The 15775-nt window shown below is 53.9% G+C and carries 19 protein-coding genes and 1 riboswitch; of the genes, 8 read left to right on the top strand and 11 right to left on the bottom strand.

Annotated elements, in window-relative coordinates:
- On the top strand, positions 1 to 89 hold an 89-nt coding region (locus tag EVJ24_RS14225; protein WP_145984890.1), incomplete at its 5' end, for an IS3 family transposase.
- A 47-nt stretch (positions 90 to 136) separates the two neighbouring features.
- Here EVJ24_RS14225 and EVJ24_RS14220 read toward each other — a convergent pair.
- From EVJ24_RS14220 to EVJ24_RS14205, 4 genes are read right to left on the bottom strand one after another with little or no spacing between them, the layout of a single operon-like run.
- Positions 137 to 529: an RDD family protein gene (locus EVJ24_RS14220; protein WP_131441701.1), complete on the bottom strand. Its 393-nt coding sequence runs from the start codon at positions 527 to 529 to the stop codon at positions 137 to 139.
- A complete protein-coding gene (locus EVJ24_RS14215; RefSeq protein WP_131441700.1) occupies positions 526 to 1173 on the bottom strand; it encodes an NAD(P)H-binding protein in 648 nt (215 codons plus the stop codon). Before EVJ24_RS14215 ends, EVJ24_RS14220 begins: the two co-directional genes overlap by 4 nt.
- Before the next feature lie 33 nt (positions 1174 to 1206).
- Positions 1207 to 2511, bottom strand: coding sequence for a nucleobase:cation symporter-2 family protein (locus EVJ24_RS14210; protein ID WP_071398846.1), 1305 nt, complete (start codon positions 2509 to 2511; stop codon positions 1207 to 1209).
- Complete coding sequence (locus EVJ24_RS14205; protein WP_071398845.1) at positions 2508 to 3089, bottom strand: xanthine phosphoribosyltransferase; 582 nt, start codon at positions 3087 to 3089, stop codon at positions 2508 to 2510. Before EVJ24_RS14205 ends, EVJ24_RS14210 begins: the two co-directional genes overlap by 4 nt.
- 78 nt (positions 3090 to 3167) lie before the next feature.
- Positions 3168 to 3269, bottom strand: a riboswitch (purine riboswitch).
- A 132-nt stretch (positions 3270 to 3401) separates the two neighbouring features.
- Between EVJ24_RS14205 and EVJ24_RS14200 the strand changes: the two genes are divergently transcribed.
- Genes EVJ24_RS14200 through EVJ24_RS14190 form a run of 3 tightly spaced genes read left to right on the top strand, consistent with a single transcriptional unit; the run spans position 3402 to position 6770 of the window.
- Entirely contained in the window at positions 3402 to 4010 is a 609-nt protein-coding gene (locus EVJ24_RS14200) for an NAD(P)-dependent oxidoreductase (RefSeq protein WP_131441699.1), read from the top strand.
- Between the two features lie 60 nt (positions 4011 to 4070).
- Positions 4071 to 5624 (top strand): ABC-F family ATP-binding cassette domain-containing protein, encoded by a 1554-nt coding sequence (locus tag EVJ24_RS14195; RefSeq protein WP_131441698.1) that lies wholly within the window; start codon positions 4071 to 4073, stop codon positions 5622 to 5624.
- Positions 5625 to 5645: 21 nt separating this feature from the next.
- On the top strand, positions 5646 to 6770 hold the full coding sequence (locus EVJ24_RS14190; RefSeq protein WP_131441697.1) for a DUF418 domain-containing protein: 1125 nt from the start codon (positions 5646 to 5648) through the stop codon (positions 6768 to 6770).
- Between the two features lie 46 nt (positions 6771 to 6816).
- Here the strand turns inward: EVJ24_RS14190 and EVJ24_RS14185 are convergent, their stop codons facing one another.
- From EVJ24_RS14185 to EVJ24_RS14170, 5 genes are all read right to left on the bottom strand, one after another.
- Positions 6817 to 7746, bottom strand: a complete 930-nt coding sequence (locus EVJ24_RS14185) for a manganese-dependent inorganic pyrophosphatase (protein ID WP_071398838.1) — start codon at positions 7744 to 7746, stop codon at positions 6817 to 6819.
- A 97-nt stretch (positions 7747 to 7843) separates the two neighbouring features.
- Positions 7844 to 7978, bottom strand: coding sequence for a hypothetical protein (locus tag EVJ24_RS15540; protein WP_269089715.1), 135 nt, complete (start codon positions 7976 to 7978; stop codon positions 7844 to 7846).
- A 96-nt stretch (positions 7979 to 8074) separates the two neighbouring features.
- A complete protein-coding gene (locus EVJ24_RS14180) occupies positions 8075 to 8359 on the bottom strand; it encodes a HesB/YadR/YfhF family protein (RefSeq protein ID WP_016507928.1) in 285 nt (94 codons plus the stop codon).
- A gap of 67 nt (positions 8360 to 8426) precedes the next feature.
- Positions 8427 to 9386 (bottom strand): LacI family DNA-binding transcriptional regulator, encoded by a 960-nt coding sequence (locus tag EVJ24_RS14175; protein WP_071398837.1) that lies wholly within the window; start codon positions 9384 to 9386, stop codon positions 8427 to 8429.
- 11 nt (positions 9387 to 9397) lie between these two features.
- Entirely contained in the window at positions 9398 to 9631 is a 234-nt protein-coding gene (locus EVJ24_RS14170) for a hypothetical protein (RefSeq protein WP_131441696.1), read from the bottom strand.
- Between the two features lie 236 nt (positions 9632 to 9867).
- Between EVJ24_RS14170 and EVJ24_RS14165 the strand changes: the two genes are divergently transcribed.
- The 4 genes from EVJ24_RS14165 (at position 9868) to EVJ24_RS14150 (ending at position 14231) form a co-directional block, all read left to right on the top strand.
- Positions 9868 to 11157 (top strand): NCS2 family permease, encoded by a 1290-nt coding sequence (locus EVJ24_RS14165; protein WP_070328344.1) that lies wholly within the window; start codon positions 9868 to 9870, stop codon positions 11155 to 11157.
- A 238-nt stretch (positions 11158 to 11395) separates the two neighbouring features.
- Positions 11396 to 12133 (top strand): (Fe-S)-binding protein, encoded by a 738-nt coding sequence (locus tag EVJ24_RS14160; RefSeq protein ID WP_131441695.1) that lies wholly within the window; start codon positions 11396 to 11398, stop codon positions 12131 to 12133.
- 2 nt (positions 12134 to 12135) lie between these two features.
- Positions 12136 to 13539 (top strand): LutB/LldF family L-lactate oxidation iron-sulfur protein, encoded by a 1404-nt coding sequence (locus EVJ24_RS14155; protein WP_131441702.1) that lies wholly within the window; start codon positions 12136 to 12138, stop codon positions 13537 to 13539.
- Positions 13536 to 14231 (top strand): LutC/YkgG family protein, encoded by a 696-nt coding sequence (locus EVJ24_RS14150; RefSeq protein ID WP_071398835.1) that lies wholly within the window; start codon positions 13536 to 13538, stop codon positions 14229 to 14231. Before EVJ24_RS14155 ends, EVJ24_RS14150 begins: the two co-directional genes overlap by 4 nt.
- A 41-nt stretch (positions 14232 to 14272) precedes the next feature.
- Here EVJ24_RS14150 and EVJ24_RS14145 read toward each other — a convergent pair whose 3' ends face one another.
- Both EVJ24_RS14145 and EVJ24_RS14140 read right to left on the bottom strand, forming a co-directional pair.
- Positions 14273 to 15301: a DUF4097 family beta strand repeat-containing protein gene (locus tag EVJ24_RS14145; protein ID WP_131441694.1), complete on the bottom strand. Its 1029-nt coding sequence runs from the start codon at positions 15299 to 15301 to the stop codon at positions 14273 to 14275.
- Complete coding sequence (locus EVJ24_RS14140) at positions 15298 to 15618, bottom strand: PadR family transcriptional regulator (protein WP_071398833.1); 321 nt, start codon at positions 15616 to 15618, stop codon at positions 15298 to 15300. The genes EVJ24_RS14145 and EVJ24_RS14140 overlap by 4 nt, the downstream gene beginning before the upstream one ends.
- Between the last annotated feature and the right edge of the window lie 157 nt (positions 15619 to 15775).

The following is a 15775-nucleotide window of genomic DNA, read 5'->3' as shown; positions in this document are numbered from 1 at the left end:
TTAGCTACTACAATCACCATCGTTACCAATGGAACATGAAAAAGATGACTCCTGTACAGTACAGGAATCATCTTCTTCAAGTCGCATAAGTTTTTTTTCATATGTCCTTTACATTGGGTACAGATTACGCCTGAGGTCAGTTCTTTTCGGTTACGTGCATATGGAAAGCTTTGTCGTGCGGCAAGACGGCACCGTCTTCCGCCTCGAAGTGTTCGCGGTCCTTGAAGTAAGCCGCAACCGTCAACGTGTCCCGATGGAGGGCACGCTTGAACGCTTGCTCGGCCGTGACCGGTGTCCCGTCATCGTTCTTCAGTTCGAGACCAAGCAGCTTGTAGCCGATCGTTTGACCACCGCGGCTCATCTGGCACGCCTCGATCGCATACGAGACGAGTGTCGGTGTGATGACGGTGTGGACGAACTCGCTCTTCACTTTCTTCCGAACGAGCTGTTCGACACCGAAACTTAGTAACCCGGCAATGACACCGTCAATCATGACGGCTTTCGTGCGTTTACTCGTCACTCGCTTCATTGGCTCATTCCCTGCATCATTCCAGACGTCAACACTTCCGTGCCTTGTCCTTCTTCTGCCGCCATGATCAAGGCTCGGGCCACATGTAACGCTTGGATTGGGGCCGCGTTTGGCACTTTTTCGAGCAACAGCGGTTGGAATGGGCGGCTGACGACTTCAGCCGCTTTCTCACCGAGCCGGAACGACTCGCGGTCGCCGAGTAAGAGCGACGGGCGAGCGATAATCAAGTGCTCGAACCCGAACACTTTGAGCCCGTTCTCAAGTTCACCTTTCACTCGGTTGTAGAAGAACGGCGAGCGCAATGACGCACCTTGTGCCGAGACGACAGCGTAACGTGTGGCGCCGTGCTGTTTCGCGACACGCGCGACTTCGAGCGGTAACTCGAGGTCGACATGTTTGAACGCCTGCTGCGATCCGGCGACGGCAATCGTCGTACCGAGTGCACAGTACACATCGTCAATGTGAGGCAACGTCTCATCCATCTTCTCAAAGCCGACAATTTCATGTAATTCCGGGTGACTCCAACGTTTCGAGCGGCGGACGACGATCCATACCGCGTCATACCGTTCTTGTTCGAGCAACTGCTCGACGAGCTCGCGTCCGATCAAACCGGTCGCGCCGACAACGAGTGCTGTTTTTCCCATCCTAGTTCCCCCTTGTTACGTACTCCTTTCAGTCTAGCTGACTTGCCGTTCATCGGCAACGACCTCGTCGGGACTGAACCGATCGACGAGACGGAAGAAACCGTTCAAGAACAGGGCTGTGAATGAGCCGGCAACGATGGCGCTATCCGTGAACAGTTGGATCGATTCCGGCATATTGGCGACAATACCTGGGTTGGCCGTGATTCCGAGCCCGATGCCGATCGAGAGCGCGATCGTGATCAAGTTCTCGTTTTTCGCAAAATCGACTTGGCTAAGGATGCGAATCCCCGACGCGGCGACCGTTCCGAACATGACGAGCATCGCCCCACCGAGCACCGGTTTCGGGATGAGCGTCGTGAACGTCGCGACTTTCGGCAAGAAGCCGAGCAAGATCAAAAGCCCGCTCGTCCAAAAGATGACACGACGTGATTTGACACCCGACAGCTGGACGAGTCCGACGTTTTGACTGAACGTCGTGTACGGGAAGCTGTTGAAGATCCCGCCGAGGATCGTCGCCACACCTTCGGCTCGGTACCCTTTCGTCAATTCGTTTGATCCGATCGGTTTTTTCGTGATGTCACTCAATGCCAAGAACACACCGGTCGATTCGATCATCGAGATGATGGCGACGAGCGTCATGACGAGAATGGCCGACACGTCAAACGTCGGCACCCCGAAGTAGAACGGCTGCACCATTTGGAACCAGCCGGCCTCACGGACCGGGCTGAAATCGACGAGACCGAGGAACGCGGCGACACCGGTACCGATCAAGACGGCGAACAAGACCGCTGCCGCCCGACTGAAGACGGTACCGACTCGGTTCAAGACGAGAATCAAACCGATCGTCAATCCGCCGAGCGCCAAGTTTTGCATCGAAGCGAAACCAGGCTCACCCGGTGTCCCGCCGCCGATATCATTGATGGCGACCGGGATGAGCGAGAGGCCGATGATCGTCACGACCGAACCAAGGACGACCGGCGGGAAGAATCGGGCCAGTTTGCCGACGAAGCCTGAAATCAAGATGACGATGACACCGCTCGCAATCAACGCCCCATAAATCGCTGTAATACCGCTCGAACTGCCGATGGCGATCATCGGACCGACCGCTGTGAACGTACAACCGAGCACGACCGGTAGCCCAACACCGGTGAAGCGGGTCGTCCATACTTGAAGCAATGTCGCGACGCCGCACATGAACAAATCGATGGCGACGAGATACGCGAGCTCAGTCGGTCCGAGCCCGATGGCCCCACCGACGATGAGCGGGACGATGGCTGCGCCTGTATACATCGCAAGCAGATGTTGGAACCCGAGACTGGCCGTTTTGAACGTGTTCATCGGACCACCTCTACGAACGAGATGCTATCTGCTCCAAGTTTGGCGATACGGGCGAGTGATTCGACACGATACCCTTTGTCGATCAGTTTGTCCCGTCCTGGCTGGAACGACTTCTCGATGACGATGCCGACACCAGCGACGGTCGCACCGGCCGACTCGACGAGCTGCGTCAAACCGAGCGCCGCTTCTCCGTTCGCGAGGAAGTCATCGATGACGAGGATGCGCTCATCCGGTTGGACGAAACGACGGCTCAAGCTGATGCGGTTCGTCTCTTGTTTCGTGAACGAATAGACGTCCGCTTCGACGAGGTCGTCTTGGAGCGTGAGCGATTTCCGTTTGCGGGCGAACACGAACGGGATGCCGAGCTCGAGCGCCGTCATCATCGCCGGGGCGATCCCGCTCGATTCGAGTGTGACGATCCGGTCGATCTGGTCATCACGGAATCGGTCTGCGAATTCACGACCGATCGCCTGCATCAATTCAGGATCGACTTGGTGGTTCAGGAACGCATCGACTTTCAATACTTGGTCCGACAAGGCACGGCCTTCGTCTCTAATTTTGTCTTCTAACTGCTTCATTGTGTTTCCCTCCAATAAAAAAATGCGATTCGTCACCCCTACCCGGGGACGACGAACCGCATGAAAACACAAAGAATGCACACGACAAGCGTCACCCGTAGTCGAACCATTTACGGTGGTTCGGTAGAGACTTGTGAGCCATATTCTCACGGATATACGAGTGCGAATCTTTTTAGTTATATAAGATAAAGTTTATTGTAGACGAGATTGTGGAAATTGCAACCCGTTTATGAAAAGACTGCTAAAAGTCCGATTTTTCTGAAACTGCTGTATACTGAAGATACTGGAAAAACGAGAGGAGCCACATCCATTATGAAGCTATTCGTTCTTGGTGCCACCGGCCGGACCGGTCATCAGTTTGTCGATCAAGCGATTGAGCACGGCCATCATGTGACCGCCTTCGTGCGCGAACAGAAAAAACTCATCCCGACCCCACAGCTCGAGATCATAGAAGGCGACGTCTCGGACAGTTCGGCGTTGACCGACGCACTCAAAGGGCACGACGCCGTCATCAGCTGTCTCGGGACCGATTTGAGTGACCCCGATTTCTTGGCCAGCGTGACCGATGCACTCGTCCCCGCCATGAAAGCGAACGATGTGACGCGCATTCTGTACCTCGCGTCTGCCGGGATTGACAAAGAGATTCCCGGGATCGCCGGAACGGTCGTGACGTTCATGCTCCGGAAGCCGCTTCGCGACCACCGGGCCGCGGTCGACCTGTGGCGCAACTCGTCGTTCGACTACACGATCGTGCGGCCGATGCAACTGACGGACGGTCCGCGAACATCGGTGTACCGGACGGACATCGACGGGATCCCTGCCGACGGTAAACAGATTTCACGCGCCGACGTCGCCCAGTTCATGTTGAACACGGTCGAAGAGAACAGTTTCGTCCGGCAGTCGGTTGGACTGGCGTACTAATTTTTTTGAATCCATGCTACAATATCGGATAGTCAACTTTGAAGGGAACGAATACGAATTATGAGTATATTAACAGTACAAAACTTGAGCCACGGTTTCGGTGACCGCGCTATTTTGAACGACGTGTCTTTCCGTCTATTAAAAGGTGAACACATCGGCCTCATCGGAGCAAACGGTGAAGGAAAATCGACGTTCATGAACATCATCACGCGCAAACTGCAACCGGATGAAGGGAAAATCGAGTGGGCGAAAAACGTCCGCGTCGGTTACCTCGACCAGCACGCCGTCCTCGCACGCGGGATGACGATTCGTGACGTGTTGAAAAGCGCATTCCAATACTTGATCGACATGGAGACACGCATCGGCGAACTCTACATGGAGATGGGCGACGCGTCACCTGAGCAGATGGACGACATGCTCGCTGAAGTCGGCGAACTGCAAGAGACGCTCGACTCGAACGACTTTTATATCATCGATGCGAAAGTCGAAGAAGTCGCCCGCGGACTCGGTATTTTAGACGTCGGTCTCGACCGCGACGTCGCTGACCTATCAGGTGGACAACGGACAAAAGTGTTGCTCGCGAAGCTACTCCTTGAGAAGCCGGACATCCTCCTCCTCGATGAGCCGACCAACTATTTGGATGAGATTCATATCGAGTGGTTGAAGCGTTATCTTCAGAACTACGACAATGCTTTCATCTTGATCTCGCACGATATCCCGTTCTTAAACAGCGTCATCAACTTGGTCTATCATATGGAGAACCAAGATTTGTCGCGTTACGTCGGCGATTACGACAAATTTATGGAAGTGTACGAGATGAAACGGTCGCAGCTTGAGTCGGCTTATAAACGCCAACAAGCGGAAATCGCTGATTTGAAAGACTTCGTCGCCCGTAACAAGGCCCGCGTCTCGACACGAAACATGGCGATGTCACGTCAAAAGAAACTCGACAAGATGGACGTCATCGAGCTGAGCGCGGAACGTCCGAAGCCAGAGTTCCGTTTCTTGCAGGCGCGCACGTCAGGCCGTCTCATCTTTGACGCGAAAGATCTCGTCATCGGTTACGATGAGCCGCTCTCACGTCCGCTCGACTTGCAGATGGAGCGTGGTCAGAAGATCGTCCTCGTCGGTGCGAACGGGATCGGGAAGACGACGCTCTTGAAGAGTCTGCTCGGCATGATCAATCCGCTCGAAGGAACGGTCGAACGCGGCGAGTTCCTAGAGATCGGGTACTTCGAACAAGAAGCGGCCGTCAGCAACAATACGTGTATCGAAGAGATTTGGAGCGAGTTCCCGTCACTCAACCAGCAACAAGTCCGAGCCATGCTCGCGAAGTGTGGTCTCATGACGAAGCATATCGAGAGTAAAATCGCCGTCCTCAGTGGTGGGGAAAAAGCGAAAGTCCGCCTCTGTAAGCTCCAAAACAACGAATCAAACTTACTCCTCCTCGATGAGCCGACGAACCACTTGGACGTCGACGCGAAGGAAGAGTTGAAGCGCGCGTTGAAAGAGTATAAAGGCAGTATCCTACTCATCAGTCACGAACCGGAGTTCTACCAAGACATCGTCACCGACGTCTGGAACTGTGAATCGTGGACGACAAAAGTATTTTAATCCATGTAGAGGAAGTGTCGCATGACAGGCCCCATCCAATTGAACGAACGCATCGTTCTCTATGACATTATTCGAGGATTTGCCCTGTGCGGCATCTTCCTCGTCAATATCCCCACCATGCTCGGGAGCGACTGGATCTTCGGTAACCCTGACTATACAGGGAGTGATTTACTCGTCCGGACGCTGTTCGATTTGTTCGTCCAGACGAAGTTTTACACGATCTTCTCGCTCTTGTTCGGCATCGGCTTCTCGATTTTCCTTGAGCGCTCGTATGCGCGTGGGGACTCGGTCGGCCGTTACATCCGACGCATCGCTATCTTATTCCTGTTCGGACTTGCTCACTTGGCCATCTGGTCGGGTGACATCTTACATACGTATGCGATGTGGGGCTTATTGCTCCCGTTGTTTTATGGATTGAGTAACCGCGCGATTTTGACGTGGGCGTGGAGTTTGTTGATTACGAGCTTTTTATTGTTCTACGTTTCCTCGATCTTGATTGAATGGTCAATCGGCGTTTTGTCTTTTGGCGGTCCATTCCCAGATGTGTTCAATTCCGGGTTCGGTCCGTGGTTCGACTATCGCTTAGACGAAGAGATTTTTGACATGTTCCAAAACTCATTTTTTGTCGGGGTTGAAATTCTAAGCCTGTTCTTGTTCGGCCTTTACATCGGGCGGGAACGGAAGTTGCTGACGTGGACGATTCAAGGATTGACGCGGACGGCGGTCATTTGTACGGTACTCGCCCTGCCTTTCTTTGGCATCATTTTATGGCATCACTATGGTGGCGGTGCAGATTATTCGGCGACGAACTCCGCAGCTGTCATCATCTCCGGAAAACTGCTCGCGACGACGTACGTCTGTCTGTTCACCGTCGCCGTCCGGAAAGGACTCACATTCCGTCCGCTCCAGGCGCTCGGCCGGATGGCGCTGACGAACTACTTGACGCACACGCTCGTCGTCGTCCTTCCCGTCATCGCGCTCGGGTATTACGGACGTCTGTCGCTCACTGAAGGATTGTTCTTGAGCATCGCGATTTTGATTGCCCAAACGTTCTTCTCGATGTGGTGGCTCAAATCGCATCGCTACGGACCGTTCGAGAAGTTATGGCGAATCGGGACGTATGGGATTCAGAAGAAAGTATCATAGCATGCAGAAAGGCTCGAAGCATCTCGCTTCGAGCCTTTCTCATTTCTTAGTTCGTCGCCGCTGCTGTCAACACAGGAACGATTTGTTTTTTACGTGATACGACGCCAGGAAGTGTCGCCAGGCCGTCTAACAGTTCGACGTTGAACGCTTGTTCGAACAAATCATGCTTCGCACCGACAACGAGTGCTTCTGAATCGTTCGTCAAGATGTTCGTGATCGCGAAGACGAACAAGTCGAGCTGTTTGTCAGCAATCGTCTTCGCCATCGCCGCCTCGACTTCACTTTTACGGCTCAATACGTCGTTCGCGTCAACCGTGTTCACTTGGGCGATCTCGATGCGGTAGTCGCCCATCGCGAACTCTTTCGCGTCGAGCGAGATGAGTTCAGGCACCGTCTTCTGGCTCAAGTCGGCTCCTGCTTTCAACATTTCGAGACCGTACGCCTCGACGTCAGTTCCGGCGATGTCTGCAAGCTCTTTCGCTGCTTTGACGTCCTCGTCCGTGCATGTCGGTGACTTGAACAAGAGCGAGTCCGAGATGATCGCCGATAGCATCAATCCGGCCATGTCAGACGCGATTTCGACACCGTGTTCTTTGTACAGCTTGAGCAAGATCGTCGCCGTGCAGCCAACCGGCTCCGCCCGGTAATAAAGTGCGTCTGCCGTTTGGAAGTTAGCGATGCGGTGATGGTCGATGACTTCAAGGATCCGCACGTCAGCAATGTCGGGCGCACTTTGTTGGAATTCATTATGGTCGACCAAGATGACCGAGTTCGTTTCGTCCGATACACGTTCGACGAGGCGCGGCGCCTTGACACGGAAGTGGTCGAGCGCGTATTGCGTCTCCCCGTTCACCTCACCGAGACGGACCGCCTCGGCGTCCATGCCTAATTTCTTTTTCAGTTCAGCGTAAGCGAGCGCCGAACAGATTGTATCCGTATCTGGATTTTTATGTCCGAAGACAAGTACTGTACTCATGATGCATTCTCCTCACTGTTGTAGTTTTCCCTTATCCATTATACCGTCAATCCCCATTCTTTCAATTCCAAAACAAAAAGAGCCTAGACTCGGCTCTTCACGATTGTTTGTCTTCGTCTGTCTCTTCGAGGTCCGAATGATCCCCTTTTGAATCTTCTTCGTGCGAGATATCCGGTTGGTCCCGGTTCAACTTCTCTTGTTCTTCTTGTTCACGTTTGTCTTTGTCTGACATCTGTCTCATCCTTTCGGTACTGAGTCTTGTCGTAGACTGTTCCCCGAGGTTGACGCGGTCAAACGGATGTCTCACATCCGTAAACAAACTGTCATGTCAGTCAGCTTGGACGAACACGACTTCATCCCCGCGGATCTCGACGTTGACGTCTTGTCCTTGGAACAACCATTCGTCTTGCTCGGCGACGACGAAACGAATTCCATCTGCGTTCGTCTCGACGACGGCGTTATCAATCTCTTCTGTGATGACACCGACCGAGAACCCGTGCGTCAAATCAGTCGAACCCCCGTATTTAGCGAACAAACGAACCGTCTGTCCCGCCTCGACTTCCATTTCGTCTTTAAAAAATTGGAGTGCTTCTTCCGTCACGTTGATTTTCATGTAACATCCTCCTCTCGACTTCTGTCTTCATTCTAATCGTTTCTCAAAAAGCGAGCGAGGAAGTTGCCTAGAGTGTCGTGCCTGAAAGATACGTGACGGTCAGACTTTGCGTCCTAACCGCACCGCCGTCCATCCCATCGAACGTCACGTCGAACAAGGCGCGACCGATTTCTTCATGCGGCGCGTGCATCGTCGATAAACCGAACGCCTGGCTGATTGGGTGGCCGTCAAACCCGAGGATGGCGACGTCTTCCGGTATGCGGACGCCACGCCGGCGCATCTCCCCTAAAAAACCGAGCGCGACGTAATCGGACGACAAAAAGAGCGCGCGGGGACGCTCTTTTCGTTGAAGGAACTCTGCCGCTAAGCGGATCCCGTCTTCACTCGTCAAGTAACCGGTCCATACCCATCGCTCACGCGCGGACACCACTTCATCGAAGTAGGCCCGCTGACGCGCGATTGAGCTCGGACTAGACTGCCGCGATAAGACGATACCGATATCCGCATAGCCGGCTTGTGTTAACACATGCAATCCGGCGACGAACGCCGCGTAATGGTCGACATGGACCGAGGAAATCGTCTCAGGCGCACCGACCGTCGCGACCGAGATCGGGCCGAAGCCACGGTACGTTTCCAATTCTTCGAACGACATCGCATGCGACAACAGAATTGCCCCATCGACTTCACGATGCTTCAGTAAGTCGAGTGCTTGCCGCTCTTGATCAAGCTTGTACTCGGTCTGCCACATGACGAGACGATACCCTTTTACGAGCGCCGCTTTCGCGAGTCCATTGACGAACAGTCCGTAGTACGGATGGTCCATATACGGCAACACGACGACGAATCGCTGCGTGCGCCCAGTCGACAGCGTCAGCGCCTGCTGATTCCGTAAATAGCCAAGCTCTGCCATCGCCGCATGGACACGCTGTCGCTTCTCTTTTGAAACGTAAGGATGTTCGTTAATCACCCGCGAGACCGTCGTTACCGACACGTCCGCTTGTTTCGCGATATCTCGAATATTCGCCATCCCGCCTCACCTCAATCTGTCAGTCTTTTCATATAGTGTACCCATTCTACTGACCGACTGTCATCTCTTGCCATCACTTGTCGCCGAATCGCTTGGGCGAGACGAAACCGTTCTTCGACGGGCAAGTGCAGAAACTCATCTTGAAATTGGGCGCACAACATGCGTCCGAACGGTGTGTACAATTGATTGATGACCAGTTCATAGACAATCCCGCTACACCAAGTCTTCCACGTCGTCGGATTCATCAGGCTTCCCTCCTTTGACTCTACCGTACATTCTGAAACGCGTTTCAGAGCAAGCACTTTAGTAATAATCTCTAATTCCGAACATTAAACGCTAAAATGAGAAATTTTTTAGTTTTTTAACTCGAAATCATTGACGATGTCGATTCGATTTCGTATAGTCAACAAGTTGATAACGTGTATTTCACTTTACCGGACAGTTAATGTTCGGAAATTACTACTTATAAGGAGTCTTTCTAATGAACTTATTCCGTTTACAGCAACACGGAACGAACGTTAAACAAGAAGTGATGGCCGGCATCACGACGTTCGTCACGATGGCCTACATCTCGGTCGTCAACCCGGCGATTTTATCCGACGCAGGCATTCCGTTCGCCCAGGCGTTCACGGCGACGATCATCGCCATCTTGATCGGAACCGGATTGATGGCGTTCTATGCCAACCTGCCAATCGCGGTCGCACCTGGGATGGGCTTGAACGCTTTCTTCGCCTATACACTTGTCGCGCAACAACAGATCGCACCCGAAGCCGCGCTCGGCGTCGTCTTCGTCTCGTCGGTCTTCTTCCTGATCTTGTCACTGTCACCGATCCGGACGAAACTGATTCAAGCGATTCCCGCTTCATTGAAGCACGCCATCACGACCGGCATCGGGTTGTTCATCGCTTCGCTCGGCTTGAAGCTGTCTGGACTCATCGTCGCGGATGAGGCGAACCTCGTCCGTCTCGGGGAGTTGTCGTCACCGAGCGTTTTGCTCGTCCTCGGTGGGCTGATCGTCTCGGCGCTGCTGTTCTCACGTAACGTACCGGGTTCCCTTCTTATCGGGATGGTGCTCACAGGTATCGCGGCCTACTTCATGGGTCTATTGAAAATCGAAGGCGTGACGGCGATGCCGACATTGCCGGAAGGACTCATGGTCAATCCGCTCACGGCGTTCTCGGACGTCATCCAATATGGCTTGTTCGGGGCCGTATTGTCGTTCTTCCTCGTCACGTTGTTCGACACGACGGGAACGCTCGTCGGTGTCGGCAAGCAAGCCGGTTTGTTGAAAGAAGACGGGACGATCGAGAACGGGCACCGGGCCTTGTTCGCTGATTCACTCGCAACGATGGGGGGCTCACTCGTCGGAACGAGTCCATCGACGGCCTACATCGAGTCGGCCGCAGGTGTCGCCCAAGGCGGACGGACCGGACTGACGACAGCCGTCGTCGCCGGCTTGTTCGGTCTCACATTGTTCTTCAGCCCGCTCATCGGTGCGATCTCAGGTGTCGCGGCCATCACGGCGCCGGCCCTCATCATCGTCGGCGCACTCATGCTGACGAACGTCCGCTATATCGATTGGACAGATTTCAGTGAATACTTCCCGGCGTTCATGACGATCCTCATCATGCCACTCTCAGGCAGTATCGAACGTGGGATCGCCTTCGGGTTCATCCTCTACCCGATCTTCAAGGCGATGAACAAAGAGACGGTCCACCCGCTCATCTACTTGTTCGCCGGATTGTTTATTTTGGAAATGTTTTTCCTATAATACTTGACTTTAACCCTCGTTCCCGACGAGGGTTTTTCTGTTATTAATCAGGGAATCACTGTCGTATAGCAGTTTCTTCATGAATATGTATTCATTATCATTTAGTTCTCAATTAGACAGTATTTTACATTTTTTTGAGAAAATGATTCCATTTTTCTGTTTTGTGCTCATTTGTTATGGAATAATAACTGTGAAACCGTTTTCGAATTTGACTAAAATCAGGAAAGAAGGAATGGACATGCCAAACGTGGCGTTGTTCGTCACTTGTCTCTCCGATACGTTATTCCCATCGGTAGGACAAGCGACGGTCGAACTATTAGAACATCTCGGTTGTGACGTCAGCTTCCCGTTCGAGCAGACGTGCTGCGGTCAACCGGCCTATAACAGCGGCTACCATGAAGAGACGAAAAAGATTGCCAAACACATGATTGAGACGTTCGAGAAAGCGGACGCCGACTATATCGTCGGACCGTCCGGCTCGTGTGTCATGATGATGCGCGACTATCCGCACTTGTTCAAAGACGACCCCGTCTGGAAAGAGCGGGCTGAAGCCCATGCGGCAAAGACGTTCGAACTGACGCAGTTCATCGTCGACGTGCTCGAAGTGACGGACGTCGGGGCGAAATTCCCGGCGAAAGCGACGTATCACGCCTCGTGCCATATGACGCGCTTGCTCGGGATCGAGGCGGCACCGGGACAGTTGTTGAAAAACGTTGACGGGTTGACGATGGTCCCACTCGAAAACGTACATAACTGTTGCGGCTTCGGCGGGACGTTCTCGGTCAAGATGCCGGACGTGTCGGTACAGATGGTCGACGAGAAAGTCGAGTCGATTTTAAAATCAGGGGCCGACGTGTTGATCGGCGCTGATGCGTCTTGTTTGATGAACATCGGGGGGCGCCTGCATAAACAAGGGCATCCGATCAAAGTGATGCATATCGCGGAAGTGTTGAACGAAGGGGTGAAACAAGCATGAGCATGGGGATTCGGTTAGATGAGAAGTTTCAAGATCGGCGGAAAGACGGGATCGATAACCCGCTCATGCGCCAAGCCGTCAGCTCGGCGCAAAATCGCCTGCGCGACGGACGTTTGAACGCGGCCGGAGAACTCGGGGATTGGGAAGCGTTCCGCGACCATTCGGAAGAGATTCGCCAGCACGTGCTCGAGCATCTCGATTATTACTTACACCAGTTGAGTGAGAATATCTCGAAGCGGGGCGGCAACGTCTTCTTCGCCGAGACGCCGGAAGAAGCGAACCGCTATATCCGCGAAGTCGTGCGCGCAAAAGACGCCAAACACGTCGTCAAATCGAAGTCGATGGTGACCGAGGAGATCGGGTTGAACGAGGCGCTTCACGAAGAAGGGTGTACGGTCGTCGAGTCGGATCTCGGGGAATGGATCCTTCAGCTCGACAACGACCCACCGTCGCACATCGTCGCACCGGCGCTCCATAAAGACCGGAACGATGTCCACAAGACGTTCACGGCCCATGGCTACGACGGAACGAACGACCCGACCGAGCTCGGCCGCTACGCGCGCCGTGAGCTGCGCAAAGACTTCTTGAAAGCAGAGGTCGGCATCACCGGTTGTAACTTCGCCATCGCCGAGAGCGGCGCCGTCGGTCTCGTCACGAACGAAGGTAACGGCCGGATGGTCACGTCACTCCCGAACACCGTCATCTCGGTCATGGGGATGGAGCGGGTCGTCCCGTCTTACGAAGAGTTCGAAGTGCTCGTCAACATGTTGTGCCGGAGCGCGGTCGGTCAACGGCTCACGTCATACATCACGACGTTCGCCGGCACGAAAAGCGTCGGTGAAGTCGACGGCCCGGAAGAATTCCATCTCGTCATCGTCGACAACAAGCGGTCCGGCATTCTCGGGACTCAGTTCCAGTCCGTGCTCCAATGTATCCGTTGCGCGGCGTGTATCAACGTCTGCCCGGTGTATCGTCATATCGGCGGCCACGCCTATGGTTCGATTTATCCGGGACCGATCGGCGCCGTGCTCGCCCCGCTACTCGACGGTTACGAGAACTATAAAGAACTGCCGTATGCGTCAAGTCTTTGTGGTGCCTGTACAGAAGCGTGTCCGGTCAAAATCCCACTCCATGAACTGTTGATCGAGCATCGCCGCGTCATCGTCGAAGACAAGAAAAAATCGCCGTTCGTCGAACGCATCGCCATGAAAGGCTTCGCCGTCACGTCATCGAGCCCGTTCTTGTTCGAGGCGGCCGAACAGATCGCGCCGTTCGCGTCGTCCCCGTTTGCGACAGCGGGGCAAATCGACAAAGGCTTACCGGCTTGGACCGACTCGAAAGACTTGCCGCAGCCGGCCAAACAGACGGTCCGCGACTGGTTTAAGAAACGGGGGAATGCACAATGAATCCAGGAACGATCACCAACCGTGAAGACTTTTTAAAGCGGATCGCGGGACAACTCGGACGCGACGTCGATTTGACGCCTCCGAAACGAGTATACAAGCACCGTCCGCAAGACGAGGTGTTGAAAGACGCTTCAACAGAGGAACTCCTCGAGACGTTCCGTATGGTCGCGACGCGCATTCATACCGACGTCGTCGAATGTGAGTCGACTCATCTCGATGACACGCTCCGTCTTCTCCTCGAACGATACGACGGCAAGACGATTATCGCCGAGGACGATGCACGCATTAAGGAATGGGCACCCGAAACGAGCCTGTCGTTCGACTGGTGGGATGCCGCGCGTCCAGATGACAGCCGCGCCCTTGCCGTGAAAGCTGACGTTGGGATCACGATTGCCGACCAAGCACTCGCTGAAAGTGCGACCATCGTCCAATACGCGGCCCCCGGAAAATCGCGGACAATCAGCTTGTTGCCACAAGATCACATCGCCATCATCCCGAAATCGGTGCTCGTGCCCCGAATGACGCAAGCGGCGAAACAACTGGCCGAACTCGACCGCAACGGCGAGCTCGCCTCACCGCAAGGCGTCAACTTCATCTCGGGCCCGTCAAACTCGGCCGATATTGAGATGAACTTGATCGTCGGTGTCCACGGACCGGTCCGTGTCGCCTACGTTCTCGTACATGATCTCTAACGAAAAAACTCGCCGTCGTGGCGAGTTTTTTCGTTTATTCTTTATTCGACGGTGATGCTTCCGTTCGTGCTCGTCAGTTTGACTTCAAGCGCACCGTCCCCGAACGTCCGCTCGTTCGTCCGCTCCCCAAATATGTCGAGTTGGCCGTTTCTCGTCTTGGCGCGGATGACGGTGTCGCTCGGCTCTTGCTTCAGACGCAGTTCGATTTTTCCGTTCGTCGTCTTCAATCGAAGCGGATGTTCAATCGCATCGATCACACAATCGATACGTCCGTTCGACGATTTCGCCTCGATTGCGCCGTCCACGTCGACGATGTCGAGCCGACCGTTTGACGATTGAAGAGTGAGACGTTCAATGACAGAATCTCTCACTTCGACTCGACCGTTCGATGTTTGAACGTCAAAGTCTTGGCCCGCGCTCATCGTCAGGCAGACATTCCCGTTTGACGAGCGCAACGTCCCGTGACCGGCCCGGACCTCACTCGCGTTGATGCGACCGTTCTCGCTCTCGACCTCGATCAAAGCAGCTCGCACCTCACGGACGTCACTCGAGCCGTGCCGATTGTTCAGACGGACCGATTCATACGTGTGACGCGGCAACTCGACATGCAGCACCGGTGTTTTCGTCCCGAACCACGAGAACAAGTCGGACAGTCCGAAGCGGCGTTCCGACTCGATCCGCACCTCGAGCGTGTCGTTGACGATGTCCATCTTGACGCCATGTTCGGTCTCATCTTCTAGTGTCGCGTAGGCATAGCCGTCCGCGGACGGTACAACGTTCACGTGCGCATTTTGAACGCGAATCGAGACGTGTTGAAACGCCACGTTCGGGCTCTGGACGATGGCAGGCGGCGCAATCGGCTCCGCCGCGATCGAATCGACCGACACGAGCAGTTCTGAGGCGAGCACTTCTGGTGTCCCGAGCTCCTCGGCCATCGCTTCGTCACTTTTCCCATCGAGTCGCCCGCTCGCAAAGTATTCCGCAACGTCCCGCAAAATATCGACCCGATCGATGATGCTGATCCCCATGAGCAACCGTTCGAGTTCAGTTAAATACTGTTCTTCTGTCATTTGTCGTCTCCCCTTTTAATCAATTCGTTGACTCCTGTCGTGAATGATTCCCATTCCGCTCGCAATTCGTCTAGATGGATCTTCCCTTGCTCCGTGATGGCGTAGTACTTCCGTGGCGGTCCTTCTGCCGACTCCTTCAAATACGTCGTGAAGTAGCCTTCCGACGTGAGTCGCCGAAGGAGCGGATAAACCGCCCCTTCCGAGATGACGACTCTTGCCGAGATTGCTTGGACGAGCTCATAACCGTAACGGTCACTCGTCTCGACGAGTGCAAGTACACACAAGTTTAAGACCCCTTTTTTAAATTGAGGGTTCAATCGATTCGCCTCCTCTACTATTCATTAAACAATAGCATATCGACCACTACTGTTCAATAGATATTAGCTAGCATGTTTATTACATCTCGATAAGTGGTATATCGCTGCCCAAATCTGTACAATAGGGGAACGACACTCGTAGTAAAATAATTGTCAC

Origin of the sequence: Exiguobacterium sp. SH1S21 (assembly GCF_004337175.1) — a bacterium.
Classification (GTDB): domain Bacteria; phylum Bacillota; class Bacilli; order Exiguobacteriales; family Exiguobacteriaceae; genus Exiguobacterium; species Exiguobacterium aurantiacum_A.
This window is presented reverse-complemented; position numbering and strand designations above follow the sequence as displayed.

Coding starts and splice junctions, on each gene's coding strand:
- EVJ24_RS14220 (WP_131441701.1), bottom strand. CDS start 529: ATGAAGCGAGTGACGAGTAAACGCACGAAAGCCGTCATGATTGACGGT.
- EVJ24_RS14215 (WP_131441700.1), bottom strand. CDS start 1,173: ATGGGAAAAACAGCACTCGTTGTCGGCGCGACCGGTTTGATCGGACGC.
- EVJ24_RS14210 (WP_071398846.1), bottom strand. CDS start 2,511: ATGAACACGTTCAAAACGGCCAGTCTCGGGTTCCAACATCTGCTTGCG.
- EVJ24_RS14205 (WP_071398845.1), bottom strand. CDS start 3,089: ATGAAGCAGTTAGAAGACAAAATTAGAGACGAAGGCCGTGCCTTGTCG.
- EVJ24_RS14200 (WP_131441699.1), top strand. CDS start 3,402: ATGAAGCTATTCGTTCTTGGTGCCACCGGCCGGACCGGTCATCAGTTT.
- EVJ24_RS14195 (WP_131441698.1), top strand. CDS start 4,071: ATGAGTATATTAACAGTACAAAACTTGAGCCACGGTTTCGGTGACCGC.
- EVJ24_RS14190 (WP_131441697.1), top strand. CDS start 5,646: ATGACAGGCCCCATCCAATTGAACGAACGCATCGTTCTCTATGACATT.
- EVJ24_RS14185 (WP_071398838.1), bottom strand. CDS start 7,746: ATGAGTACAGTACTTGTCTTCGGACATAAAAATCCAGATACGGATACA.
- EVJ24_RS15540 (WP_269089715.1), bottom strand. CDS start 7,978: ATGTCAGACAAAGACAAACGTGAACAAGAAGAACAAGAGAAGTTGAAC.
- EVJ24_RS14180 (WP_016507928.1), bottom strand. CDS start 8,359: ATGAAAATCAACGTGACGGAAGAAGCACTCCAATTTTTTAAAGACGAA.
- EVJ24_RS14175 (WP_071398837.1), bottom strand. CDS start 9,386: ATGGCGAATATTCGAGATATCGCGAAACAAGCGGACGTGTCGGTAACG.
- EVJ24_RS14170 (WP_131441696.1), bottom strand. CDS start 9,631: ATGAATCCGACGACGTGGAAGACTTGGTGTAGCGGGATTGTCTATGAA.
- EVJ24_RS14165 (WP_070328344.1), top strand. CDS start 9,868: ATGAACTTATTCCGTTTACAGCAACACGGAACGAACGTTAAACAAGAA.
- EVJ24_RS14160 (WP_131441695.1), top strand. CDS start 11,396: ATGCCAAACGTGGCGTTGTTCGTCACTTGTCTCTCCGATACGTTATTC.
- EVJ24_RS14155 (WP_131441702.1), top strand. CDS start 12,136: ATGGGGATTCGGTTAGATGAGAAGTTTCAAGATCGGCGGAAAGACGGG.
- EVJ24_RS14150 (WP_071398835.1), top strand. CDS start 13,536: ATGAATCCAGGAACGATCACCAACCGTGAAGACTTTTTAAAGCGGATC.
- EVJ24_RS14145 (WP_131441694.1), bottom strand. CDS start 15,301: ATGACAGAAGAACAGTATTTAACTGAACTCGAACGGTTGCTCATGGGG.